Here is a 23,947-nt window from a genome sequence, read left to right on the forward strand (position 1 = left end):
GATAGCCGGGTCAAGTCCGACTATCACAATCGACTTCCGAACATCTCATTCCGGTGCCGTAACCATGCCCTGGCCGATATCGACCTCGGGGACATCAGCGGCGAACACGGTCCTGCGGGCGCTGGCGAGAATGCGGGCGCCGACGCTGGCGGCGCTGCCGCTGACGCCCTTCTGCTCGAGCGCCTGCCACCACAAGGCAGCCACGCCCGAGACATGCGGGCAGGCCATGCTGGTGCCGCTGATGGTGTGAAGGCCGCCACCTGGCCAGGCCGAGGTGATGTCGACCCCGGGCGCCGCCACCGCGGCCAGCATGTTGGAAAAGGCCGCCACCTTGTAGGTGTCGGCGTCCCGCCCGATCGCAGCCACCGCAATCACGCCATCGGCCGCAGCCGGCAGGGATGCGGCGATGCGATAAGGTATCGCCGCGGCCCGCTTGCTCTCATTGCCCGCCGCCGCCACCACCAACGGCGAGGTGCCGAGGGCGCCATGGGCCTTGAGCATCGCCATGATAGTGTCGAGCATGCGCAGATTGCTGCGATAGCCCACCAATGCCATCGAGGTGGCCGGCTCGATGTCCCAGCCCTCCGAAATCAGGCGCTTCACCAGCCCCGGGAAATCGAAGCCGAGCGACATCGAGACGATGTCGGCCTTCTCCGTCAACGCCCATTGCAGGGCTTCGAAGATCATGCCGGAATCACCCTTGCCGTCATCGCGGAGCACCTTGCCGATCAGGGCCTTGCCGACACCGCGCGCGATGCCGATACGCCGGCCGCCGACGTCGCGGCCGAAAATGGTGCCGGCGCAATGGGTGCCATGGCCCTTGACGTCGCCATTGCCGATGCCGGTGAAATCCTTCTCCACCAGCGCCACGCCGGCAAAGGCCGGGTGGGCCGCATCGATGCCGGTATCGAGCACGGCAACCGTGACCCCGGCGCCGCTAAACGGGCTGGTATCGGCGCCGACGGCCGCAATCCCCCAGCTTGCGCCAGCCTCGGCCGCCGCCGGCGCAGGGCTGTCGAGGGGTTCTATCAGCGCCGTCGGCATGTTCTCGGCATAGGAGGTGTCGGGATCGGCCTCCAGCTCGCGCAGGGCATGGTCCGGCAGGTTCTCAACCGTGATTTCCGGCGGCTTGGGCTTGAGCCTCTCCAGCCCCATCCGACCGGGCGGAGCCGCCTTGGGTCGACGCAGAATGACATAGGATCTCATGACCTCCCCCTGCCTGCCGTCGTGCCGAACGTTCCGCCTGTTGTCATGCAATGGCGGGCGTTATCGCGCCGTGACAACGACATACGGGGCTGTGGGCTGTTCTTCGGGATGCTTTGCCCCCGCCGGCCGCGTGGATATAAGGACATGATGGCCGGCTCATCGCCGGCGCGACAAAGGGGGCCTTACATGTCGGGATTGGCACGAATTCTTGCGATCCTTGCCGTTATCGTGGTGGTCGTCGGCCTGGTGGTCAGCGGCGGCATCAACACCATTCCGACCGACGAGGAGAAGGCCAAGGCTGCCTGGAGCGAGGTGCAGAACCAGTATCAGCGCCGCGCCGACCTGGTGCCCAACCTGGTGGAAACCGTGAAGGGCTATGCCAAGCAGGAAGAAAAGGTCCTGACCGAGGTGGTCGAAGCCCGCGCCAAGGCAACCAGCGTGAAGATCGACGCCAGCACCATCACCGATCCCGAGAAATTCAAGCAGTTCCAGGAAGCCCAGCAGGGCCTGTCCGGCGCTCTCGGCCGCCTGATCGCCTTGCGGGAAGCCTATCCGGACTTGAAGTCGAACCAGAACTTCCTGTCGCTGCAGTCGCAGCTCGAAGGCACCGAGAACCGCATCGCCGTGGCGCGCAAGGACTATATCGAGGCGGTCCGGGTCTTCAACACAGACCTGCGCACTTTCCCGCAGAGCATCTACAAGGCGATCTTCTACAGCTCCACCAAGCCGATGGAGACCTTCAGCGCGGCGCCGGAGAACCAGGCGGCCCCGAAGGTCAACTTCAACTGAGGCCGGAATCGGCATGAGCGATCGCGCGTTCTTCGTTGTGCCGGTCGTCAGACCGACATGCGTTGCAGGACAAGCCGGTCTCGCTCCATCTCTCGGTGGAGCCGAGAAGATCGGCACATCGCTGCTTGCTGCGCTCGCCTTGCTGCTTTTCTTCCTCTCCTCCGCCTTCGCGATCGACTTTCCCGCACTGACGGATCGCGTGGTCGACCAGGCAGGCATCATTCCCGCCGGCGAACGCACCAGCCTCGACCAGTCCCTGAAGGCTCTGGAGGACAAATCGAGCGACCAGCTCGTCGTCGTCACCCTTAAGAGCCTGGAAGGCCTGGAGATCGCCGATTACGGTTATCAGCTCGGCCGTCATTGGGGCATCGGCCAAGGCAAGCTCAGCAATGGCGTGCTGCTGATCGTCGCCCCCAACGAACGCAAGGTACGCATCGAAGTCGGCTACGGGCTGGAAGGCACCCTGACCGACGCACTCTCCAGCGTGGTGATCCAGCAGGCGATCCTGCCCAAATTCAAGGCTGGGGACATGCCAGCCGGCATCAAGGCCGGTGTCGCCGCCATCGAGGACGTGCTGCTCAACAACGAGAGCGAATGGAAGCAGCGCGCCAGGGATGGCGCCCGCAGCGACGAGGGTTTCGACCCGCAGACCGTCTTCGTGATTCTCTTCATCCTGTTCTTCATCTTCGTGATCGCCTCGGGCTGGATCGATTCCTCGCGCGGCGGCCCGCGAGGACCGGGCGCCAGGCGGCGCGGCTCCGGTCCCGTCTTCATCCCGACCTCGTCGGGCTGGGGTGGTGGCTCGAGCTGGGGCGGTGGGGGAGGATCGTCCGGCGGCGGCTTTTCCGGCGGAGGCGGCTCCTTTGGCGGCGGCGGTTCGAGTGGGAGCTGGTGAGATGACCCGGGTGCTGACGCAGGACGATCATCGGCACATCGCAGCGGCCATCACCGCGGCGGAAGCGGGCACGTCCGGCGAGATCTATTGCGTCGTCAGCCATGCCGTGGCGAGCTATCGCTGGATCCCGGTAACCCTGGGCGCGGTGGCCGTCCTGCTCACTCCCGTGCTGATCGGCCTGCTGGCGCCCGGGCTGCTGCACGCCTCACTGTTCGGCGCGGACTGGAGCAGCGGCAATTTCAGCCAGGCCGACATGGCGTCCTCCCTCAGAAGGGGATTGCTCACCCTCAGCCTGATCCAGATCGCCGTTTTTGCGGTGGTGATGGCCCTGAGTTGGCCGCAGCGCGTGCGGCTCTGGTTCGCACCGCCGCCCATGCGCCGGCACAAGGTGATGCTCGCAGCCCGCAGCCAGTTCCTGGCCCAGGGCCTGCAGCAGACAGCCGATCGCACCGGCCTTCTGCTGTTCATCGCCATGGCCGAGCGGCAGGCCGTGCTCATCGCCGATGATGGTATCGACGCCAAGGTCGAGCAGCAGGTCTGGGACGACACCATCGCCGGCCTGACCGAGGCTGCTGCGACCGGGCGTCTCGCCGAGGGCCTGGTCACCGCCATCGCCCAATGCGGAAACCTGTTGGCGCAGCATTTTCCGCCCGAGAGCCAGCCGCGGAACCAGTTGCCGAACCGCGTGGTGGAGCTATAGGGCGCTACGCGCCCGTCAACGCCTCATCGAAGCGGCGCCAGCTGTCGGTAAGGTCGAGCACGGCGCGGCTGGCGCGAGCCTCGTCCATCTTGATAGCGGTCAGGCCCGCCGCGAGCGCGTCCACCACCGAGACCGGCAGCGGCGCGCCGTCGATCAGATGCTTGCCGATATCGGCGGCCATCTGCTCGTCGGCGCCGTAATGAGCGGAAAGCTCGGTCACCTCATAGCTCTTGTCGATCAGTTTCTGCGAGGTGCGCGCATCGTGCACCCGGAAGTAGTTGCGCACGAAATCGCCTTCCGCCATGCCCTTGGAGCCGATCACGCAGAAACGCCGGAACTGGTCGGGCACGTTGATATTGGTGTGGAAATTGAGGGCAACGCCGTTCTCGAACTCAACGATCGCCACCTGGAAATCGATGATGTCGGCATCGGAATCGAACACTTTGTCCGTGCTCAGCCAGCCGCTCGGCTTGCGGTGATAGACCTCCATGTCGTTGATGCCGACGGCCGTGGGGGCATTGCCTGGCAGGAAGGTGCGGCGGCCGCCGAAGCTTGCCACCCGCACCGGGCGCGAGCCGACCAGGCCCTGGTAGAGATCGATGTCGTGGCAGCATTTTTCCAGCATGAAGCCGCCGGAATAATGCTGGTAGCGCCGCCAGTCGCGCATGAAGAAGGCGCCGTGATAGGGTGCCAGATGCTCGGACGCCTCGATCGAGACGATGTCGCCCAGCACACCCTCGTCCCGCATGCGGGTGAGATCGCGATAGAGCGAGGCATAGCGCAGCACCAGGCCGACCATCACGCTGTTGGTGCCATGGATGCGCAAGAGTTCAAGCAGCTTGAAGGTGTCCTCCTGCGAGGTCACCACCGGCTTTTCGGCAAAGACTTTCACGCCATGCTCGAGTCCCGCCTGGATATGGCCGAGATGCATCGCATTGGGCGAGCCGACCATCAGGAGGTCGAGTTTTTCGGCGGTGAGCAAGGCCTCGGGGCTGTCATGGACGCGTCCCGCCTCGATGCCATGCTCCTTCATGTAGCCGAGGCCCGCCGGCGCCGGGTCGACATAGCCGACCACGGTGAAGCCCGGCACCATCAGGCTGAAGATGCGGGCGAGATAGCCCATGCGATAGCCGAGCCCGATAATGCCGACCTTCATCGTTTCGCTCCATGACTGTTCAGACAATTCCTACAGGGCTTCCGCGAGCGATTGAACACATCCTTGGTGGCAACGGACGTTCCCCCACAGCCTGGAGGCACCTCACTTGACCGCTCCGGCCGTGAGGCCCTGGATGAAATTTCGCTGGAAGATCAGATAGACCACGATGATCGGCGCCACGATGATCACCGCGCCCGCCGTCAGGGTCGGGATGTCGACGATATATTTGCCCTGGAAGAACAGCATGCCGATCGGCAGCGTGCGCACGGCATCGTTGTTGACCAGGATCAACGGGATCAGGAATTCGTTCCAGGTCCAGATGAACAGGAAAAGTGCGAGCGTCGACATCGCCGGCTTCATCAAGGGCAGGATGACATGGCGCAGCACCTGCAATCGCGTCGCGCCATCGATCACCGCGGCGTCGACGAGCTCGGTCGGCAATTGCCGCATGGTACTTGCCATGAACAGGGTCGCGAAAGGGATCGACATGCCGATCTGCGGCAGGATCAGCGCCCAATAGGTGTTGAGCAGGCCGAGCCAGTGGAACTCGTAGAACAAGGGAATGATGAAGGCCTCGGTCGGCACCATCATGCCGATCGTCAGCATCACGAAGAGCGTGCGCTTGAGCGGCAATGTGAGGAAGGCGAAGGCAAAGCCCGAGAGAATGCCGAGCATGACGGCAATGGCGACCACGGGCACCACCACCAGCACGGAATTGAGGAAATAGGTGCCGAAATGCCCGTCTACCCAGGCCCGCACGAAATTCTCGAAATGCGGCTGCTGGGGCAGGACGAAAGCGCCGGCCAGAAGGTCCTTCTGGCTTTTGAGCGAAGTCAGCAGCAGCAGCGCAAAGGGCGAGACCGTCAGCAGGGCAAACAGCCAGAGCAAGGCCCGTAGCGGCAGCATGGAGGCGGCGCGGCGTGGTGAGGCGGCCATCAGCGATCCCCTCCCCGCTCTGGCATGAAGCGATGGATGACGGCATTCACCACAAAGATCAGGATCGCCCCGATCACCGCCACCGCCGAGGCATAGCCGTAGCGCCCGAGATCGAAACCGAGCTGATACATGTAGAGGTTGGGCACCAGGGTTGCATTGGCGGGGCCGCCACGCGTCATGGTGAAGACGAGATCGAAGCTCTTGATCGAGGCGATCACGGTCAGGAGCAGCACGATGCGCATTTCCGGCAGCAGCGAAGGCACGCTGATGTGGCGGAAGGACTGGATCGGCGTGGCGCCGTCGACCTTGGCGGCATCGTAGAGCGAGGGCTCGATACGCGCGAGGCCCGCCATGAAGATGGCCATGCAGAACCCTGCATAATACCAGGTGGCGACGAAGCCGACGGCCGGCAGGGCAAAGGTGAAGCTGCCGAGCCAGGGCAGAGCAAGCGATTTGAGGCCGATCGCCTTCAAGACCTGGTTGAGCGGCCCGAAGGCGGGATTGTAGAGCCAGCGCCAGATGATGCCGAGTACGGCCGTGGGCATCACATAAGGCATGAAATAGAGCGTGCGGAGAACGAGTTGCTCACTGCTTCGGATCGAAGTGACGATGGCCGCCATCACCAGGCCCAGCAGCAAAGGCAAGGCCACGTAGAAGACCAGCAGCAGGAGATTGTTCTTGAGCGCGATGGTGAACACCGGGTCGGAAAACAGCGCAATATAGTTTTCCAAGCCGACGAAACGTGGCGCGCTGATACCGTCCCAGGCCGTAAAACCAAGGACGATGGAGCTGAGGATCGGCACCAGAACGAAAGCGCCATAGATCAGGAGCGACGGCAACACATAGAGAAGATTGCGGTATTTGGAGGCGTCGAGCATGGGGCTGTCTCGGGTCCGATCCAGTGAGACGCGCGGAGCCTTCTCCCCTTGCGGGGGAAGGTGCCCCGAAGGGGGCGGATGAGGGGGATACGCGACCTCACCGGGGTATGCGCCAACACCCCTCATCCGGCCCGGCTTCGCCGGTCCACCTTCTCCCGCAAGGGGAGAAGGCTGACAGCGCCTCTCTGGGGAATGATCCCGGTGGCCGCCTTATTTCTTCAGGCTCGCAATATAGCCCTGATAGTCCTTGTCGACCGCAGCGACGAACACTTCGGGTGTATCCTCCTTGGCAATCACCCGAGTCAGGCCATCGGAGAGCGTCTTCAGCATGGTAGGGCTGGCCCAATCCGGATAATGGCCGAGGGCATTGGCGGCGTTGACCGTGTTCCACACCTTGATGGTCTCGCCGAGCAGGGCCGGGATCTGCACCTTGTCGGGTTTCTCCAGCGCCGCGACAGGCAGGTAGCCCGCCGCCGCCCAGGCCGCCGCGGCATCGTCGGACAGGAGATAGTTGATATAGTCGCCGGCAAGATCCTGCGTCGCCTTGTCCTTGGCGAGCGCCGTGATGGCCCAGGCAAGCTCCACCCCGCCGACCACCAGCGGGTCCTTCACGCCGGCCGCGGGCGGCAGCGCCATGAAATGGATGTCGGGATTGGCCTGCATGTCGCCCAAACGCCAGGTCCCGGTGACCTGGAAGGCGCCCTGCCCGCCCACGAAGAGCTGCACGGCATCGTCATCGGCAATGCCCTGATAGCCATCGTTGAAGGCGCCGCCATTGGCCCAATCCTGGATCTGCTTGGCAGCGGCGATATAGCTCGGCGTATTCCAGCTGCCGCCCCGGCCATAGACGAGGTCATCGAGCCCCTTGCGATCGGCAGCGCCGATCATGGCCTGCGACAAGGCAGCGTACATATGGAGCGACATGTGGCCCTTGGTCAGGCCGATGGTGAAGGGCACGGCCCCCTTGGCCTTCAAGGTCTCGACGTCCTTGGCCAGTTCGTCCAGCGTGGCCGGTGGCTTGTCGATACCGGCCTCCTTCAGCACCTTGGCGTTGTAATAGAGGCCCACCAACTCGCCGAGGGCCGAAATGCCATAGGTCGGGCCAGTGCCGAACTCACCCTTCTCGGACCAGCGGTCGCGCGCCAGCACGCTGTCCGACTGTTTCTTGTCCCAGCCATATTTCTTGATGTAGTCGTCGATAGGCAGCAAGAGCTTCTGCTTGACCATCGCCCCCATTTCCTGGGCGCCTTGATTGGCCTTGGTCACCGCGGGCCCCTCGCCCGTGGAGAGCGTCAGTTTCAGGGTCATGGCGAGATCATCGAAGGTCCGGGCCGTGCGCGCGATCTTCACACCCGGATGCGCCGCCTCGAACTTGGCGTTGATATCGGTGATGACCTTGGCCTGGGAAGGCAGCGCATTGTCGTCCCAGACCGTCAGAGTCTGCGCACCGGCGCCCTGAATGGTACCTCCCCACCACAGGGCAGCAACTGCCAGCGGCGGCACAAGCCGGCGCAATAGAGCATTGGTTCTCAAAGAAGATGTCCCAGTCCGCAACATCGGTGGTCCCCCTCTGCGTTGCGCTATGCTGGACGCTGGTCGCCTGTCCGAATTGGACGTGCGAACGGCCGCGCCCCATTCTTGGTTGGCGCTACCATCACGGGGAAGCAGGCCGTTGGCAAGTTGCAATTACGTATTGGTAAGACGATAGTGGCTGAATGGCCGGCCAGGAGCCTTTTCCCATACCTCCCCTCCCCGCCGGTTCCGCACGGAGTTCCTCCTTGGCCGACACCGCCGTCATCCGCCCCGCCACCGAGGCCGACCGCCCCGCCCTTTTTGAAATCTGCCTGCGTACGGCCGACAACGGCTCCGATGCCGGCCATCTCTATTCCGAGCCGCGCCTGCCGGGCTTCATCTGGGCCGTACCCTACCAGGCCCTGGCACCCGATTTTGCCTTCGTCCTCGACGCCGGCAGCGGAGCCGTGGGCTATGTCGTGGCCGCGCCAGACACCACCGCCTTCGCCGACCGACTGGACAGCGAATGGTGGCCGCAGGTGCGCCTCGAGGTTGCCCACCTGACGCCCAGCAAGGCCAGTGACGAACGAGCCCTGTCGCTGATCCGCCGCCCCGAGCGGAAGGATCCTGCCATGATCGCCGATTATCCGGCCCATCTCCACATCAATCTGCTGCCGCCGTTCCAAAGCAGCGGCTGGGGCCGCCGCCTGGTCGAGACCGAACTCGCGGCTCTCAGAGCCAAAGGCGTGCCGGGCCTGCATCTCGGCGTCAGCGCCGGCAACGCCAAGGTGATCGGCTTCTACGAGAAACTGGGTTTTCGGGAGATCGCACGACCGGCAAGCATCTATATGGGCATGCGGCTATAGGGGCGCTGGCGGGCAAAAGGTCCATCCTGCCGGTGTCCGTCGCCTGCTGCGCTGACGTAACGTCTTTCCGACTTCCCATCAGGCCTCTTCCGTTTTACCAACTGGTAGTTCCGCTGGGTGGCAGTTCAATTCGGGAAGACATCATGCCGGCACCGCATTCCGACGCTTTCGTTCTCTTCGGCGCCACGGGTGATCTCGCCTTCAAGCAGATCTTTCCTGCCCTCTACGCCATGGTCCGGCGCAACGCCCTCTCCGTCCCGGTGATCGGCGTCGCCTTCGATCCCTGGGACGTGGAGAAGCTGCGCGCCCGGGCCCGCGAGAGCGCGGTGAAGGCCTATGGCGATGCCTTCGACGAGAGCGTATTCGCCAGATTTTCCGATCTTCTCGGCTATGTCAGCGGCGATTATCGCAGCCCCGAGACTTTCGCCAAGCTGAAGGCGGCCCTGGGCCAGGCCAGCCGCCCCCTGCACTATCTGGCGATCCCGCCGAGCCTGTTCGAAACGGTGGCTGAGGGCCTGCAGCAATCGGGCTGTGCCGCCAATGCCAGGCTGATGGTGGAAAAGCCCTTCGGGCATGACGAGGCTTCCGCCAAGGAACTCAACGCCGTCCTGCATCGCTTCTTCGACGAGAGCGCCATCTTCCGCATCGACCACTATGTCGGCAAGGAAGCCATCCAGAACCTGCTCTATTTCCGCTTCGCGAACGCCTTCCTCGAGCCGGTCTGGAACCGCAATTTCATCGAGAGCATCCAGATCACCATGGCCGAGAACTTCGGCGTGCAGGGCCGCGGCAAGTTCTATGACGAGGTCGGTACCATCAGAGACGTGATCCAGAACCATCTCGTCAACGTGCTGATCCTGCTCGCCATGGAGCCGCCGGCCGGCCGGCTCGAGGACGATCTGATCGAGGAGAAGGTCAAGATCTTCAAGGCGATCCGCACGCTGACGCCGCAGGACGTGGTGCGCGGCCAGTTCGTCGGCTATCACGACGAGCCCGGCGTGGCACCGAATTCCACCGTGGAGACCTTCGCGGCGGTGAGGATGTTCGTCGACAGCTGGCGCTGGGCCGACGTGCCCTTCTATATCCGCGCCGGCAAGAACCTGCCGGTGCGCTGCACCGAGGTGGTGGTCCGCTTCAGGAAGCCGCCGCACGACGTGTTCGCCGAACGGTTGCAGGGGCCCTCCAACGAGCTTCGCTTCCGCATCAATCCGCAGATCACCATCGGACTCGGCTCGCGTATCAAGGCGCCCGGCGAGAACCTGGTGGGTGAGCCGGTCGAACTCGTCGCCGTCGATGACGGCACCGGCGACCTCGCTCCCTATGAGCGGCTGATCGGCGACGCCATGGAAGGCGACAACGCCCTGTTCACCCGGCAGGACGCCGCCGAAATCGCCTGGCGCATCTTCGATCCCGTCATCGGCAATGTCGTGCCCGTTACCCCCTACCAGCCCGGTACCTGGGGCCCGTCGACCATGGCCGGCTTCGAACCGCCCTTCGGCTGGGTCGACCCGACGGTGTGAGGACCCGTCCATGAAGGGCGGCGCTGAGCTTTGTCATGCCCGGGCTTGACCCGGGCACCCACTGCAATGCCCTACGCAATGGCGAGAAAAGAGCTGGATTGCCGGGTCAAGCCCGACAATGACAATGGTCGCGTGAGTTCAAGCCCGCTTGCGCCGGCCGAAGCCTCAATTGCACTTCACGTCATAGTCCGACACCGAGGGGTAGTCGTTGTCGCCCGCCGTGGTGACCGACAGGGTGCCCGCCTCGCCGCGATAATTGAAATTGCAATAGCCGAGGCCGGTGCCCGAGCAGGCTTCCGCCTCGATCACGCCGAGCTTGACGAGTTCGGCGACGCGGCTGTCGGTGCGATCCTGCTCGCTCGAAGGCACCGGCTCCCAGCCATTCGCCTTCAGCGCAGCACGCGCCTTGTCGATCGGCATGTTGTTGATGTTGGGCACCTTGGCACGGCCACCGCAGACGCCGTCACTGGCCGCCACCGGGTTGAACTCGAACTTGTAGTCGTCGATCGAGCGGATATCGCCGATCGGTGTGGCGAGATAATCGCCGTCGATGACACGCACCCCGCCCCCTTCGAGAGCCTGGACGCGGCCCAGCGACTGCTTGGAGCCTTTTTCGGCATAGAGCAGGGCAACCAGCTTGCCGCCGTCGAAAACACCGACATTGCCGTCATTGACGAGACAGGTGCCGCTGGTGCCCGGCTCGAAGCCGCCGGCGAAGCTGACGGCGCGCAGGGAGGCCCCCAGCTTGGCCTCGCCCGTCACGGCCCAGCCGCGCTCCGCCACGACGCGGCCGGCTTCAGAGGCAGGCTTGACAACCAGCTGGCTGCACTCGTCTGCTCCTTCCACCGCCCGGGGGGCACGCGGCAGGGTGGTCAGAAGGCGGAATGCCACGCCCTTGACCTCGCTGCTGGTGGAGGGCGGCTCGTCCCCCATGCCCATCGCCGCAGCCATGGCCGCCGGGGCGCCCAGCATCAACGCGCTCGCCAAAGATGCCGCGAGGAAAGTCCGGCCTTTCCCGGTATTCGCCACAGCCCGCCGTCCATCCGTCATTGTCGTCTCCACTGCTGCCGATTCATGGGATCGGCGCAGGCGCCAAGATATCGGCGCGCGGCGACAAGACAATCGCCATGGAGCGAAGTTTCAAGCTCGGCTGGGGATAGAGGTTTCCGGGGGAACAAGGCGATGTTCATTCGGGCACGGTAAGGCGAGCATCTGCCTGTCCCCTACCCAATCGTCATCAGGCTGGCATTGCCGCCGGCGGCCGTGGTGTTGATCGAGGTGGAAACTTCCTCCAGGAGCCAGTTGAGGCAATAGGCGTCCGCCTTCGCCGCAAGTTCCTGCGAGGAGGCCGCTTGCACCAGGACGAGCGGCCCCGGCAAGGCGGCGATGGCCTTGCTCGCTTCCTGGATCTGCTCCGCGCTGCCCTCGACCAGGGCACCGGCGAACGGTCCCGATTTCTTCCAGTCCTTGCTCCAGCTCACCCGCGCCGCCACGCTGGCCGGCAGGGTCTTGAGCACGGGCTGCAGGCCGGAGGTGGCGTCGATGACCACGCTGTTGCCGGTGGCGAGCGCCGCGGTGAGCTGCCGGTGCAGGCCGATCTCGGTTTGCGGCACCAGCAGGATCTGGCCCCGGGGATGCAGGGCATAGAGGTTGCGCTCGCCGACGGGGCCGGTCAGCTCGATCTCCAGGCCGAGGGCGGAGTCGCCGCCGATTTCGCGCGCATCCTGGGCCAGATTGTTCATGCCGCGCTGTCCCAGCCATTTGGCGAAGTCGGTCAGCACCGGATCGGTATGGACCGAGCTGTGCCGCGGGGGGATTGGCGGGGTGTCGACCAGACGTCCGAGATAGAGGGGGCCGCCCGCCTTGGGACCGGTGCCCGACAGGCCGCGCCCGCCGAAGGGCTGCACGCCGACGACCGCGCCGATGGTGTTGCGGTTGATGTAGACATTGCCTGTTTTCACCAGGCTGGTGACATGGGCGATGGTCTCGTCGAGGCGGGTGTGCAGGCCGAAGGTCAGGCCGTAGCCGGTGGCGTTGATCGCATCGATCAGGCGTTCCAGATCGTCGCGCTTGTAGCGCACCACATGCAGTACCGGCCCGAAGACCTCGCGCGAGAGATCGGCCAGCTCGTTGATCTCGATGATGGTGGGCGCCACGAAGGTACCGGCCTGCGTCGCTTCGCCCAGCGCCACCTGCTCCACCTTGCGGCCGCGGCCGCGCATGGCCTCGACATGGCCCTCGATGGTGGCCTTGGCCTCGGCGGTGATGACGGGGCCGATATCGACCTTCAGGCTGTCGGTTGAACCGATGCTGAGCTCCTTCAGCGCGCCCTTGAGCATGGTGAGGGTGCGGTCGGCGACATCCTCCTGCAGGCAGAGCACGCGCAGGGCCGAACAGCGCTGCCCGGCGCTATCGAAGGCAGAGGCGATCACATCCGCGACCACCTGCTCGGCCAGGGCCGATGAATCGACGATCATGGCGTTCTGGCCGCCGGTTTCGGCGATCAGCGGGATCGGCTTGCCATTGGATCCAAGGCGCGTGGCAAGCTGGGCCTGGATCAGGCGCGCCACCTCGGTCGAGCCGGTGAACATCACGCCAGAGGTCTCCGGCGCGGCGACGAGTGCCGCGCCGACCCGGCCGTCGCCCGGCAGGAGCTGCAGGGCATCGGCCGGGACACCGGCCTCGTGCAGGATGCGCACGGCCTGGGCGGCGATCAATGGCGTTTCCTCCGCCGGCTTGGCGAGCACGGCATTGCCCGCCACCAAAGCGGCGGCAACCTGGCCGGAGAAGATCGCCAGCGGGAAATTCCACGGGCTGATACAGACGACCTGCCCGAGCGGCTTATGGGCGACGCCCAGCGTAAGGCGGGCCTGGTCGGCGTAATAGCGCAGGAAGTCGATGGCCTCGCGCACCTCGGCGATGGCGTTCGGCATCGACTTGCCCGCCTCGCGCATGATCAGGCCGAGCAGCACCGGCATCTCGCTCTGCATGATGTCGGCGGCGCGCTCCAATGCGGTCGCGCGCTCGCCCGGTGTCCAGCGGGACCAGCCCTGCATCGCCTTTTGCGCGTTCGCCATCGCCGTGGCGACATCGGCCTCGGTGGCCTCGGTCACCTCACCGACGACATCCTCATGGTCGCCGGGATTGAGCACGGGCCGGCTTTCTCCGGCGCTGCGAGCGCCAGCAAGCTGCGGCACGGACGTCCAGGCCCGGCCGGCGCTCTCCTTGAGGATTGCGCCGATCTCGGCAAGCGTCGTCTCGTTGGAAAGGTCGAGTCCGGCGGAATTGGCGCGCTCGTCATAGAGCTGGGCGGGCAGGGAAATCTGGTCGTGGCGCGCCCCGACCACCGCCATCGCGCTGATCACCTCGGCCGGATCGGCGATCAGTTCGTCGACCGAAACATTGGGGTCGCCGATGCGATTGACGAAAGAGGAATTCGCTCCGTTCTCCAGGAGACGGCGCACGAGATAGGCAAGCAGCGTCTCATGCGTGCCGACAGGCGCATAAATGCGGGCCGGCCGGCGCAGCTTATGCGCCCCGACCACCTCGTCATAGAGCGGCTCGCCCATGCCGTGCAGGCATTGGAACTCGTATTGGCCGGTTTTGAAGTCGGAACCGGCCAGATGATAGATGGTGGCGAGCGACTGGGCATTGTGCGTGGCAAATTGCGGGAAGACGGCGTCGGTGGCCTCCAGCAGCTTGCGCGCGCAGGCGATATAGGAAACGTCGGTGTGCACCTTGCGGGTGAAGACCGGAAAGTCGGGCAGGCCGTCGACCTGCGCCCGCTTGATCTCGGCATCCCAATAGGCGCCCTTGACCAGGCGCACCATGATGCGGTGCCCGGTGCGGCGCGCCAGGTCGATGATGAAATCGAGCACGAACGGACAACGCTTGCCATAGGCCTGGACCACGAAGCCGATGCCGTCCCAGCCCTTGAGGTCGGGGTCCTCGCACAAGCTCTCTAGGAGATCGAGCGAGAGCTCCAGCCGGTCGGCCTCTTCGGCGTCGATGTTGAGGCCGATGTCGTATTGCTTGGCGATCGCGGCCAGCGCCTTCACCTTGGGCAGCAATTCCGCCATCACCCGCTCGGCCTGGGCGCGCACATAGCGCGGATGCAGCGCCGAGAGCTTGATGGAGATGCCGGGCCCGTCATAGATGCCGCGGCCGGCCGAAGCGCGGCCGATGGCGTGGATGGCGGTCTCGTAGTCCTTGTAGTAGCGCGTCGCATCGGCAGCGGTGGTCGCCGCCTCGCCCAGCATGTCGTAGGAATAGCGAAAGCCCCTCTCCTCCAGCGGCCGGGCGCGTTTCAGCGCTTCCGCGATGGTCTCGCCGGTGACGAACTGCTCGCCCATCATGCGCATCGCCATGTCGACGCCGCGGCGGATCACCGGCTCGCCGCAACGGGCGATCAGCCGGGTCAGCGCCGCCGACAGGCCGCGGTCATTGACGGTGTTCGAGAGTTTGCCCGTAACCACCAGGCCCCAGGTCGCGGCGTTGACGAAGAGCGAGCGCCCGCCGCCGACATGGGAGCGCCAATCGCCATCGGCGATCTTGTCACGGATCAGGGCGTCTCGCGTGGCCATGTCGGGGATGCGCAGCAGGGCCTCGGCGAGGCACATCAGCGCCACGCCTTCCTGGCTGGAGAGCGAATATTCATGCACCAGCGCTTCGACACCACCGCCCCGGCGCTTGGAACGCAACGCCTCGATCAGCTTGCGGCCGGTGGCGCTGATCGCCTCCCTGACACCCGCCGGCAGGCTGGCCTGCTCCAGGAGCGCCGCCACGCATTCCTCCTCGGAGCGCCGATAGGCCGCCGTGATCGCCTGGCGCAGCGGTGTCTGCGGCCGGATCGGCGGCGCAAAATCGGCGAAGGGCTTGGCGGCTGGCTGAGGATTTTGGCTGAGTGCGGCAGATGTCGTCATGGCGGTCTCGCTCTTGAAAACGTCAGGTGCCATTGGCCCGGATTGGCGATGATACCTCAAGCAAAACGCTTTGACGTTTCGACGATCAGATAGCACAGCGCGATGTTGCTTTTTTACCAACGATATGTGCATCCATAGGTATTAGATCTTTTGTTTTTGATTTTCGTAGGATTTTTAGATGGCAAAAAACACAGAAACAGGAAATCTGGACGGTTACGACCGCAAGATCATCGATGCGCTGGTCGAAAACGGCCGCATCTCCATCACCGAACTGTCTGAAAAGATTGGGCTTTCCAAGACGCCGTGCCATCAGCGCCTGAAGCGTTTGATCGACGAGGGCTATATCCGTGGCTTCCGCGCCATTCTCGACTCCAGCAAGATGGGCCTCGACCATATCGCCTATACGGAGGTGAAGCTTTCGGACACCCGCGAGGCCGCGCTGAAGGCCTTCAACGCGGCCGTGTTCAAGATCCCGGAAGTCGAGGAATGCCACATGATCGCAAGCTCCTACGACTATCTCCTCAAAGTGCGGACCGCCAATATCCGCCGCTACCGCCAGGTACTGGGCGAGCGTATCTCCAGCCTGCCCCATGTCGCCAACACCTCCACCTTCGTGGTGATGGAATCGGTCAAGGACACCGACCTGGTGCCCTGAACCGTGCGCGACTGCGCTTTTTCAGAGCATTACGCGAACGCGACGACGGCAGCGCAAGCTGGCTGACGACCACGCGTGGGGAGCCGCCGCGTGAACCGTCCGTGACATCGTCCTTCCGCCGAGATTGCAGAGCCTTGAATTCCGCCCGAGTCTGGCAAAGATTTTCCGGTACGCGACCATCTTCGAACGAACTGCCTGTCCCCAACCCGGATGGAGGGAGCAGTGGCCGAACCGGAAGACCGAGGGACCGAAGCGCAAGGCGGTGCCGAGCCTGGCAGCGAGCACTTCCGACGGCTCCAGGCCGAAGTGGAAGCCCGTCCTCCCATTGCCAAATTGGCGAACGATCCGCTGCCCACGGCCACTCGAAGAGGCCTGGAGCGTATTGCGGAAGACGACCCCCTTCGCCTCGTTCTCGACAAGGAATATCAAGCCATACTCGGCCGGCGCAAACAGCCTTCGCAGCCCCCTTCCGGGTCGGATTGGCCCTCAGACCCCGGTCCGCCATGGCAAGGCCCCCCGCCGCTGGGCATGCCAGCGCCGCCCACACCTCCCCCGCGCGATCCAAACGCGCCCACGGTGCCCCCAGACGAAAAGCGCGAACTCGTCGGGCTGGCCCTGTCCGGCGGCGGCGTGCGGTCCGCAGCCTTCGCGCTCGGCGTCGTGCAGGCCGTCACCTCCAACCGCCTTCTGAAACGGATAGACTACCTGTCGACGGTATCGGGCGGCGGCTTCACCGGTGGCGCCCTGACCTCGACCCTGACACGCAGCAATGGAAAATGCCTCCTTGCCAGCGCGCCCTCTCCCGTGACACCGGCGCCCCAGGAGATCGCCGACACCAAGGTGGTCGGACGCATCCGCGACTATTCCAACTACCTCATTCCCAACGGCCTGCCCGACGTCTTCCGGTCCGCCACGGTCGTCCTGCGCGGTATCGCCGCCAATGGACTCATCGTGCTGACGGTACTGTTCCTCCTTGCTGCCATTACGGTGTTCTTCAATCCCAGTGCACTCGAACTCGACAGTCTGCACATCTTTGGCTGGCGGCTGCCGCTTGGGAAGCCTGCGCATCTCCTACCCAGCCTCGTCGCGGCTGGCGTGTTGTTTCTGGCTTATGCGATATGGGCGATCAACCGTTCACAAATCAGCCAAAGAGGCGCACCCGAGCGACGCGTCGCGCCCGTCTGGCTCCTGGGCGCAACACTCGCCGTCTTCGCGCTCGACATCCAGCGCCTAGCTCTGCAGATTCTGTTCGAACATCAAGGCTTCGGCGCCCTGACGACCTGGACCCAGTCGATCCTTGTGCCGATCGCAGCCGCCGTCACCTTGTTCTACGACAAGCTGGTCCCGCTGCTCGACCGTGCCAAAGTTGCCGGCAGCCTGAGCGCCATCATCGGCCGTGTCGCCGGCAAGGCCGTGGTGTGGGTGGCCGCTCTGGTCCTGCCTTTGCTGCTGTGGTTGCTTTACCTTGACTTCTGCTACTGGGGCATGGCCGGCCTGTCGTTGCATGAACCGACGCTGCACCGGCCGGCATGGCTGTCCTGGCTCGCCGGCTGGCTGGCAGCGGCGGGCCGCTACGACACCGCCATCGTTTACGGCGTACTGGGCCTGCTCGGCCTCATCGGCGTCTTTCGCCTGCGCGGAAACGCCAATTCGCTTCACCAACTTTATCGCGACCGTATCGGCAAGGCCTTCCTGTTCGATCCGCGGAGCCCCGATTTTCCGCCGGACGACACCCGGAAGGTGAGCAGCCTCGACCCAGTCTACGCGCCCTATCACCTGATCAACGCCACGGTGAACCTGCAGGGTTCGCACTACCTCAACAAGAGAGGCCGTGATGCGGATTTCTTCATCTTCTCGCCCCTGTACACCGGTAGTGCAGCCACCGGATATGCCAGCATGCAGCAATTCGAGCGGAGCGAGACCTCACTGGACCTCGCGCGCGCGATCGCCATTTCAGGGGCCGCAGTTTCCTCCAACATGGGCGCCAACTCCATCCGCCCGCTGACCTTCACGCTTGCGCTTCTCAATGCCCGCCTCGGTTATTGGCTTACCAATCCGTATAAGCTTACCGCATCGCCCCCCTCTCTTCATGGCTGGCAGCGCCTCAAGGGCTGGTTCAACCGGCAGGGCTGGCTCTATCTCGGAGCGGAGGTCTTCGGCTTGCTGTCGGAGAAGATGGATTCGATCTATCTGACCGACGGCGGCCACATCGACAATCTGGGTATCTATGAACTGCTGCGTCGGCGCTGCCGGGTGATCATCCTGGCCGACGCCGAAGCGGATGCCGGCATGACCTTCGGTTCTTTCGTAAGGCTGCAGCGTTACGCGCGCATCGATCTGGGCATCCGCATTTCACTGCCCTGGCAGGCCATTGCAGCCACCACGCTAAGCCATATGGGCGCCAATGCCGGCGCCGGCGATTGCAGGAGCGGGCCTCACGCGGCACTCGGCACCATCGATTATGGCGATGGCTACAAGGGTTGCCTGCTCTATCTCAAATCTTCGCTGACCGGCGACGAGAACGACTATATCCGCGATTACGGCCGCCGCTACGGAGCCTTTCCCCATGAGACCACCGGCGATCAGTTCTTCTCGGAGGAGCAGTTCGAGGCCTATCGCGCCTTGGGCTTTCATATTGCCAATGGCGTATTCCAGGGCAGCGACGTCGTCTGCCTGGACGACTCCGTATCGCCTTTGCCCAACACCCCGAAGGAAAGTCTGCGGACCAGCCAAAGGGACCTGGCCCGCCTGTTCAGATATGTCATGGGGCTATAGCCGCGATGAGACGAACTCGTGTGGCTCGCCTATGCTTCAGGACAGGCGCCCTACCTTGACGTCGCCCGGCTCCGCTCCGGAACAGGATCAGGGGCGGATCATGGAAACGTCTGGTCCGGGCTTTCGACCGCCAGTACCGTTCGCGTGATGAGACCCGCAATATGCTCGGACAGATCCGGATCGGAAACGGCACGGGCGAGCGTCACGCCGCCACTGAGCACGGCGAGCAGCAGGATGGCCCTGTCCTCCTTCGAAAGGCCTGATCGCACCTGTCCCGCATCCCCGGACAGACCGCCGGCAACCTCCGAGACGATGCGCTTCAACTCGGCCGTATAGGCACGCCGCGTTTCGTCATCGGCGCGCATGACGTCGGGGGAGAGGCTTGGCAGGGCACAGCTTTCGCCCAGCCCGCAGGTGCGCTTGTAGCCGAGATAATAGCCGATGAAGCTCTTCAGCCATCCGCGCGGCTGCTCCGCTCTCAAGGCTGCTATCCCCTGCCGTAGCTCTTCCAGCCCCGTCAGCACGGCCGTGCGAAAGGCTTCGCTCTTCGATTTGAAATGGCCGTAAAACGCGCCGTTGGTCACGCCAGCCGCCTTGGTCAGCGCATCGATGCCGGCGCCGCCATAGCCTTCCTTGCGAAAGATCTGTCCTGCCGCCGCGATTACCCGCTCCCGGGTTTCCCGTTTATGCTCGGCGTTATAGCGCATGATGTCACCCATTGAGAGCGATTACTCTTTATTGCTTGCAAAGAGAGTGATCGGTCTATATCCATAGAGAGCAATCGATATATAAGATGCCAACCATCCCTCGAACAAGGAGATTTCGATGCCGATCACGCTCACCCTGCCAGAAGGCCTGCTGTCCCCGCAGGCTCAGGCCGAGGCCTTTGCCGCCTTGACGAACGCGCTCCTCGAGGTCTCCGGCCTCACCGGCAACAGCTTCATGACAGCCAATATCGTCGGCACGGTCAACGTGCTTGCGCGGGACCACGTGTTAGCAGCGGGAAGACCGGCGCCCGCCGCCTTCATCGAACTCAAGCTGCCAGAGATCGCCCTGGCGTCTCCCGAGACGAAAAGAGCCTTCATCGAAAAGGCGACGGATATCCTGGAACAGGCAGGCGAAGGCCGGCTGAAGCGCGAGCACATCTGGACCAACATCGTCTACGCGCCCGAATGGGCCTGGGGCATCGCCGGCCGTAGCCTCGGCAATGACGACCTCGTCGATGCCATCCAGGCTGCCGGGGAGCGGCCTCAGGCCTCCTCCACGGATACCCGGCAAGCCATTGATCGTGAAGGTCCGGCACCTCGGCAGGGATGAACCATGCAGCTTGCCAATTACCTGTTCTTCACCCGGCATTGCGAGGAGGCTCTCGCCTTCTACGCCCAATGCGGCTTGGGGCGGGCCTCGATCCTGCTGCGCCATGGCGACCTCGGCCCCCCCTCTGGCCCATGAGGCAATGCGGGGAAAGGTGATGCATGCCCGCTTCGAGGGCCCCGGTATTCTGTTCTTCGCCTCGGATAATCATGACGCGGAGCCGATGCGCGGCTCCGCCCACATGCTGATCATGCCTAACCGCAGCACGACCGCCCGGCTCTTCGCCAGCCTTGCCGATGGCGGCACCGTGACGACACCGCTCGCGGTACAGCCCTGGGGAAGTTTCTACGGAAAGCTGACCGATCGCTTTGGCGTGCAGTGGATGCTCGATTGCGCGGATGATGGGCGTTGCGGGCATGAAACCCCCACCACAGAGCGCAAGATCGGCGGCTGACCATCTGCCGGGCCGCCCAACCTCATGCCTGAGCCATCCCTTCCTGCCGCTCTTTGCGGAATTCGCTCGGCGTCGTCGTGAAGCGCTGGCGGAAGCGCCGGCTGAAATGGGCGGAATCCGAAAAGCCGCATTCGATGGCGATCTTGGCGAAGGATTTGTTGGAGGTCTCGACCATGTGCCGGGCGAGCGACAGCCGCATCTCCATGAAGGCCGCGCGCGGCGAGGTGGCGAGCGCGCTCTCGAAATGGCGCTCGAGCCGGCGCTTGGTGATGCCCAGATGCCGGGCGATCTGGCCGACGGAGAGCGGCGCATCCAGGCTTTGCTGCACCAGCAGCAGCGCCTTCCTGACGAAGGGATCGGAGGTGTTGAAATCGAGCGTCGGGCTCGGCTGCGGCGCCTCGCCGACCTCCGCCCCGTTGATCATCATGATGTGCAGGCTCTTGGTCGCGGCGGCCTTGCCCAGATGCCGCTCGACCAGAAAGGCCGCCAGATGGGCCGCGCTCGCACCGCCCGGACAGGTGAGGCGGTCACGATCGACGATGAAGATCTGGTCGGACACCGGCTGGAGACCGTCGAACTGCTCCAGGAAATCGGTGTGGTGGAACCAGCTCACGCAGCAGCGATAGCCCTCCATCAGCCCGGCATGGTGCAGGATGAAGGCGCCGGTGCACACGCCGACGAGCGGCACCCTGGCCGCCGCCGCCCGCTGGAGATAGCGCGAATAGGCGGGGCTGAGTTTCGGGACCTCGTCGATCAACCCGCCCACCACCACGATATAGTCAAACTTGCCGGGGTCCCCCAGCCTCTCGCTGGGCGCGACCACCACGCCGCTGCTGGAGGCGATCGGGCTCATGGTGTCGGACAGCACGCTCCATTCGAAGCGGATCGGCCGGCTGCGGTCGCCTTCATCTGCCGCCAGGCGCAGCACGTCGACGAAATTGGCAAAGGCGTTCAGGGTGAAGTGACGCGCCAGGATGAAGCCGACGGACAGCCGCGGCGCCTGCTTTTCGGACCGAGCCGGCTTCCTTGTCCCCGCTTCGCTCACGCAGCGCCTCCCTGTGCCGGGACGTCGCACATGTAACATCCGATCGACGCACCCATCCTATTCATGTCGACGACACCCGGCAAGATGCCGGGACCGGGCAGTCGTCCCGCCGCCGGCATCAATTTGTTGCATCGGTCGTACAAATCATGGCGAGGACAGCGTTCATGCTCTAAGAAGTGAGCGGGGATATCCGATTGGGATGGAGGGGACAGTCCATCGACAGCAGGTATTTCCATGAATACGGCAGAAATATACCAACGATTCTTGCATCATAGGCGGCGGCCCGCGCATCTTTTTCCGATTGCATTCCTTTGTCTGGCTGCGACGCCGGCCCTGGCACAGTATCAGCCCCGGGAAACCTTTGCGCCGCGCCCGCCGGCGCAGGCCGTCAACGCCTATCGCTCGGCCAATGGCCTGCCCGGCCCGCAATATTGGCAGAACAAGGCCGATTATCAGATCCATGCCACGCTCCAGCCTGATCAGCCTGCCATCAGCGGCGATGAGGTCATCACCTATACCAACAACAGCCCCGACCGGCTGACCGAGCTCTGGCTGCAACTCGACCAGAACATCTACAAGACCGACAGCCGCAGCGGTTACGCCAGCGGCAAGGCGCGCGAGGGCACCACGGACGGCTTCGTGCTCGACAGCGTCGCGATCGGCGGCGGCAAGGCAGCACCCGTTTCCTATACCGTCAGCGACACACGCCTGCGTATCGCCCTGCCGATGCCGCTGGCCGCCAAGGGCGGGCAGGTCAAGCTCCACATCCGCTATCACTTCACCATTCCCGGCGAATGGGGCGGGCGCATGGGCTGGGGCAAGGCCAAGGCCGGGCCCGTCTACGAGATCGCGCAATGGTATCCGCGCATGGCCGTCTATGACGACATCCGCGGCTGGGACACGCTGCCCTACCTGGCCCAGGAGTTTTATCTCGACTATGGCAATTTCGACTATTGGGTGACGGCGCCGAGCACCATGCTGGTGGCGGGCTCGGGTGAACTGGTAAACCCGCAGGAGGTGCTGACATCCGAGCAGCAAAGCCGGCTCAAGAAGGCCCGCGCCAGCGACAAGACCGTGACCATCCGCAGCGTCCCGGAGATCGACGATCCCAAGTCACGCCCGAAGAAGGACGGCACGCTGACCTGGCACTATCGCATGCAGAACAGCCGCGACGTGGTTTTCGCAGCCTCGGCCGCCTTTGCCTGGGACGCGGCGCGCATCAACCTACCGGGCGGCAAGTTGGCGCTCGCCATGTCCTTCTATCCCGCTGAAAGCCAGGGCAGCGAGCGCTGGGGACGCTCGACCGAATATCTCAAGGACGCCGTCGAACGCTTTTCGGCCCGCTGGTATCCCTATCCCTGGCCGGTCGCTGTCAACATCGCGGGGCCCGACGATCTCGCCGGCATGGAGTATCCCGGCCTGCTTTTCGACGGCATCGGCGACAAGACCAAGGACCTGTTCTGGGTCACCGCCCATGAGATCGGCCACACCTGGTTTCCGATGGTCGTCGGTTTCGACGAGCGGCGCGACGCCTGGATGGACGAAGGCTTCAACACCTTCATCGACGTCTATGAATCGGACGACTTCAACCATGGCGAATATGCGCCCAAACGCGATGTCGAATATGCGCCGGGCGGCGGCAATCCCGTCGACGAGATCATCGAGGTTTTGAAGGACCGCGAGGCTCCGCCGATCCTCTCGCGCGCCGACACGGTGATCGAGAAATACCGCCACCCGGTGACCTATTTCAAATCGGCGCTCGGCCTCGTCCTGCTGCGCGAGCAGATCCTCGGGCCGGAGCGCTTCGACGCGGCCTTCCGCCAGTTCACCGCGGCCTGGGCCTTCAAGCATCCCAAGCCGGACGATTTCTTCCGGGCGATGGAAAGCAGCACCGGCGAGGACCTGTCCTGGTGGTGGCGCGGCTGGTACGACCACAATTGGACGCTCGACCTCGCCATCGACAAGATCGGGCCGGCGACCGACGACAAGGACAACAAGGACAAGGCGCCCAAGGGCACGGCCATCACCGTCGGCAGCCACGACAAGCTGGTCATGCCGGTGACCTTGCGGGTCGACTTCGCCGACGGCAGCCATCGCGACTATCGTCTGCCCGCCGAAAGCTGGATCAGGCAAGCCTCGACCACCGTCATCGTGGAGCCCGGCAAGAAGGTGGTGCAGGCCACCCTCGATCCCGACCACAAGATCCCCGACGGGAACCGCGGCAACGACAAGCTGCGCGCCGACGCAAAATAGCCGACCAGTAACGCCGTGCCCGTGAAAGGGCACGGCAAACCAGAACGAACGAGCATCCGGTCCGAGTACTC

18 protein-coding genes and 1 pseudogene are annotated in these 23,947 nt (G+C 64.2%); 10 read left to right on the forward strand and 9 right to left on the reverse strand.

Annotated features, from left to right (window positions below):
- Positions 1-45: 45 nt before the first annotated feature.
- The gene (locus ACTJKX_RS14510) at positions 46-1,206 is read right to left on the reverse strand and encodes a S8 family peptidase (protein WP_440725678.1); all 1,161 of its coding nucleotides are present in this window, start codon (positions 1,204-1,206) and stop codon (positions 46-48) included.
- 186 nt (positions 1,207-1,392) lie between these two features.
- Between ACTJKX_RS14510 and ACTJKX_RS14515 the strand changes: the two genes are divergently transcribed.
- From ACTJKX_RS14515 to ACTJKX_RS14525, 3 genes are read left to right on the forward strand one after another with little or no spacing between them, the layout of a single operon-like run.
- Positions 1,393-1,995: a LemA family protein gene (locus ACTJKX_RS14515; protein ID WP_068291742.1), complete on the forward strand. Its 603-nt coding sequence runs from the start codon at positions 1,393-1,395 to the stop codon at positions 1,993-1,995.
- A 13-nt stretch (positions 1,996-2,008) separates the two neighbouring features.
- Positions 2,009-2,890, forward strand: coding sequence for a TPM domain-containing protein (locus tag ACTJKX_RS14520; protein WP_440725679.1), 882 nt, complete (start codon positions 2,009-2,011; stop codon positions 2,888-2,890).
- Between the two features lies 1 nt (position 2,891).
- Entirely contained in the window at positions 2,892-3,590 is a 699-nt protein-coding gene (locus ACTJKX_RS14525) for a TPM domain-containing protein (RefSeq protein ID WP_440725680.1), read from the forward strand.
- A 4-nt stretch (positions 3,591-3,594) separates the two neighbouring features.
- Here the strand turns inward: ACTJKX_RS14525 and ACTJKX_RS14530 are convergent, their stop codons facing one another.
- The 4 genes from ACTJKX_RS14530 to ACTJKX_RS14545 all read right to left on the reverse strand — a co-directional run bounded on the left by ACTJKX_RS14530 (position 3,595) and on the right by ACTJKX_RS14545 (position 8,117).
- The gene (locus ACTJKX_RS14530) at positions 3,595-4,746 is read right to left on the reverse strand and encodes a Gfo/Idh/MocA family protein (protein ID WP_440725681.1); all 1,152 of its coding nucleotides are present in this window, start codon (positions 4,744-4,746) and stop codon (positions 3,595-3,597) included.
- A 102-nt stretch (positions 4,747-4,848) separates the two neighbouring features.
- The gene (locus ACTJKX_RS14535; RefSeq protein ID WP_367627052.1) at positions 4,849-5,682 is read right to left on the reverse strand and encodes a carbohydrate ABC transporter permease; all 834 of its coding nucleotides are present in this window, start codon (positions 5,680-5,682) and stop codon (positions 4,849-4,851) included.
- Positions 5,682-6,560, reverse strand: a complete 879-nt coding sequence (locus tag ACTJKX_RS14540; protein ID WP_311943209.1) for a carbohydrate ABC transporter permease — start codon at positions 6,558-6,560, stop codon at positions 5,682-5,684. The genes ACTJKX_RS14535 and ACTJKX_RS14540 overlap by 1 nt, the downstream gene beginning before the upstream one ends.
- A gap of 210 nt (positions 6,561-6,770) precedes the next feature.
- Entirely contained in the window at positions 6,771-8,117 is a 1,347-nt protein-coding gene (locus tag ACTJKX_RS14545) for an extracellular solute-binding protein (protein WP_440725682.1), read from the reverse strand.
- A gap of 221 nt (positions 8,118-8,338) precedes the next feature.
- On the opposite strand from ACTJKX_RS14545, the gene ACTJKX_RS14550 reads away from it, so the two are divergent.
- Both ACTJKX_RS14550 and zwf read left to right on the forward strand, forming a co-directional pair.
- Positions 8,339-8,938, forward strand: coding sequence for a GNAT family N-acetyltransferase (locus ACTJKX_RS14550; RefSeq protein ID WP_440725683.1), 600 nt, complete (start codon positions 8,339-8,341; stop codon positions 8,936-8,938).
- A 143-nt stretch (positions 8,939-9,081) separates the two neighbouring features.
- Positions 9,082-10,458, forward strand: coding sequence for a glucose-6-phosphate dehydrogenase (gene zwf, locus ACTJKX_RS14555; RefSeq protein ID WP_440725684.1), 1,377 nt, complete (start codon positions 9,082-9,084; stop codon positions 10,456-10,458).
- Between the two features lie 165 nt (positions 10,459-10,623).
- Here the strand turns inward: zwf and ACTJKX_RS14560 are convergent, their stop codons facing one another.
- Both ACTJKX_RS14560 and putA read right to left on the reverse strand, forming a co-directional pair.
- Entirely contained in the window at positions 10,624-11,430 is an 807-nt protein-coding gene (locus ACTJKX_RS14560; protein ID WP_440725685.1) for a hypothetical protein, read from the reverse strand.
- A 251-nt stretch (positions 11,431-11,681) separates the two neighbouring features.
- Positions 11,682-15,380 (reverse strand): trifunctional transcriptional regulator/proline dehydrogenase/L-glutamate gamma-semialdehyde dehydrogenase, encoded by a 3,699-nt coding sequence (gene putA / locus ACTJKX_RS14565; RefSeq protein WP_440725686.1) that lies wholly within the window; start codon positions 15,378-15,380, stop codon positions 11,682-11,684.
- 178 nt (positions 15,381-15,558) lie between these two features.
- On the opposite strand from putA, the gene ACTJKX_RS14570 reads away from it, so the two are divergent.
- Complete coding sequence (locus ACTJKX_RS14570) at positions 15,559-16,035, forward strand: Lrp/AsnC family transcriptional regulator (RefSeq protein ID WP_394311785.1); 477 nt, start codon at positions 15,559-15,561, stop codon at positions 16,033-16,035.
- 576 nt (positions 16,036-16,611) lie between these two features.
- Entirely contained in the window at positions 16,612-18,810 is a 2,199-nt protein-coding gene (locus ACTJKX_RS14575) for a patatin-like phospholipase family protein (RefSeq protein WP_440725687.1), read from the forward strand.
- A 98-nt stretch (positions 18,811-18,908) separates the two neighbouring features.
- Here the strand turns inward: ACTJKX_RS14575 and ACTJKX_RS14580 are convergent, their stop codons facing one another.
- Positions 18,909-19,517: a TetR/AcrR family transcriptional regulator gene (locus ACTJKX_RS14580; RefSeq protein ID WP_440725778.1), complete on the reverse strand. Its 609-nt coding sequence runs from the start codon at positions 19,515-19,517 to the stop codon at positions 18,909-18,911.
- 118 nt (positions 19,518-19,635) lie between these two features.
- On the opposite strand from ACTJKX_RS14580, the gene ACTJKX_RS14585 reads away from it, so the two are divergent.
- Both ACTJKX_RS14585 and ACTJKX_RS14590 read left to right on the forward strand, forming a co-directional pair.
- On the forward strand, positions 19,636-20,127 hold the full coding sequence (locus ACTJKX_RS14585) for a tautomerase family protein (RefSeq protein WP_440725688.1): 492 nt from the start codon (positions 19,636-19,638) through the stop codon (positions 20,125-20,127).
- A gap of 3 nt (positions 20,128-20,130) precedes the next feature.
- Positions 20,131-20,578, forward strand: a pseudogene (locus tag ACTJKX_RS14590) (VOC family protein).
- A 22-nt stretch (positions 20,579-20,600) separates the two neighbouring features.
- Here ACTJKX_RS14590 and ACTJKX_RS14595 read toward each other — a convergent pair.
- Positions 20,601-21,623, reverse strand: a complete 1,023-nt coding sequence (locus ACTJKX_RS14595) for a GlxA family transcriptional regulator (RefSeq protein ID WP_440725689.1) — start codon at positions 21,621-21,623, stop codon at positions 20,601-20,603.
- A 264-nt stretch (positions 21,624-21,887) separates the two neighbouring features.
- On the opposite strand from ACTJKX_RS14595, the gene ACTJKX_RS14600 reads away from it, so the two are divergent.
- Entirely contained in the window at positions 21,888-23,876 is a 1,989-nt protein-coding gene (locus ACTJKX_RS14600) for a M1 family metallopeptidase (protein ID WP_440725690.1), read from the forward strand.
- The last annotated feature ends 71 nt before the right edge of the window (positions 23,877-23,947 follow it).

Origin of the sequence: Labrys sp. 22185 (genome assembly GCF_052045555.1) — a bacterium.
Classification (GTDB): domain Bacteria; phylum Pseudomonadota; class Alphaproteobacteria; order Rhizobiales; family Labraceae; genus Labrys; species Labrys neptuniae.

Excerpts from the sequence above, each read along its gene's own strand:
- ACTJKX_RS14545 (WP_440725682.1), bottom strand. The coding sequence starts at position 8,117 with ATGTTGCGGACTGGGACATCTTCTTTGAGAACCAATGCTCTATTGCGC.
- ACTJKX_RS14540 (WP_311943209.1), bottom strand. The coding sequence starts at position 6,560 with ATGCTCGACGCCTCCAAATACCGCAATCTTCTCTATGTGTTGCCGTCG.
- ACTJKX_RS14580 (WP_440725778.1), bottom strand. The coding sequence starts at position 19,517 with ATGCGCTATAACGCCGAGCATAAACGGGAAACCCGGGAGCGGGTAATC.
- ACTJKX_RS14570 (WP_394311785.1), top strand. The coding sequence starts at position 15,559 with ATGGCAAAAAACACAGAAACAGGAAATCTGGACGGTTACGACCGCAAG.
- ACTJKX_RS14510 (WP_440725678.1), bottom strand. The coding sequence starts at position 1,206 with ATGAGATCCTATGTCATTCTGCGTCGACCCAAGGCGGCTCCGCCCGGT.
- putA (WP_440725686.1), bottom strand. The coding sequence starts at position 15,380 with ATGACGACATCTGCCGCACTCAGCCAAAATCCTCAGCCAGCCGCCAAG.
- ACTJKX_RS14530 (WP_440725681.1), bottom strand. The coding sequence starts at position 4,746 with ATGAAGGTCGGCATTATCGGGCTCGGCTATCGCATGGGCTATCTCGCC.
- ACTJKX_RS14525 (WP_440725680.1), top strand. The coding sequence starts at position 2,892 with ATGACCCGGGTGCTGACGCAGGACGATCATCGGCACATCGCAGCGGCC.
- zwf (WP_440725684.1), top strand. The coding sequence starts at position 9,082 with ATGCCGGCACCGCATTCCGACGCTTTCGTTCTCTTCGGCGCCACGGGT.
- ACTJKX_RS14535 (WP_367627052.1), bottom strand. The coding sequence starts at position 5,682 with ATGGCCGCCTCACCACGCCGCGCCGCCTCCATGCTGCCGCTACGGGCC.
- ACTJKX_RS14560 (WP_440725685.1), bottom strand. The coding sequence starts at position 11,430 with ATGCTGGGCGCCCCGGCGGCCATGGCTGCGGCGATGGGCATGGGGGAC.
- ACTJKX_RS14585 (WP_440725688.1), top strand. The coding sequence starts at position 19,636 with ATGCCGATCACGCTCACCCTGCCAGAAGGCCTGCTGTCCCCGCAGGCT.
- ACTJKX_RS14515 (WP_068291742.1), top strand. The coding sequence starts at position 1,393 with ATGTCGGGATTGGCACGAATTCTTGCGATCCTTGCCGTTATCGTGGTG.
- ACTJKX_RS14520 (WP_440725679.1), top strand. The coding sequence starts at position 2,009 with ATGAGCGATCGCGCGTTCTTCGTTGTGCCGGTCGTCAGACCGACATGC.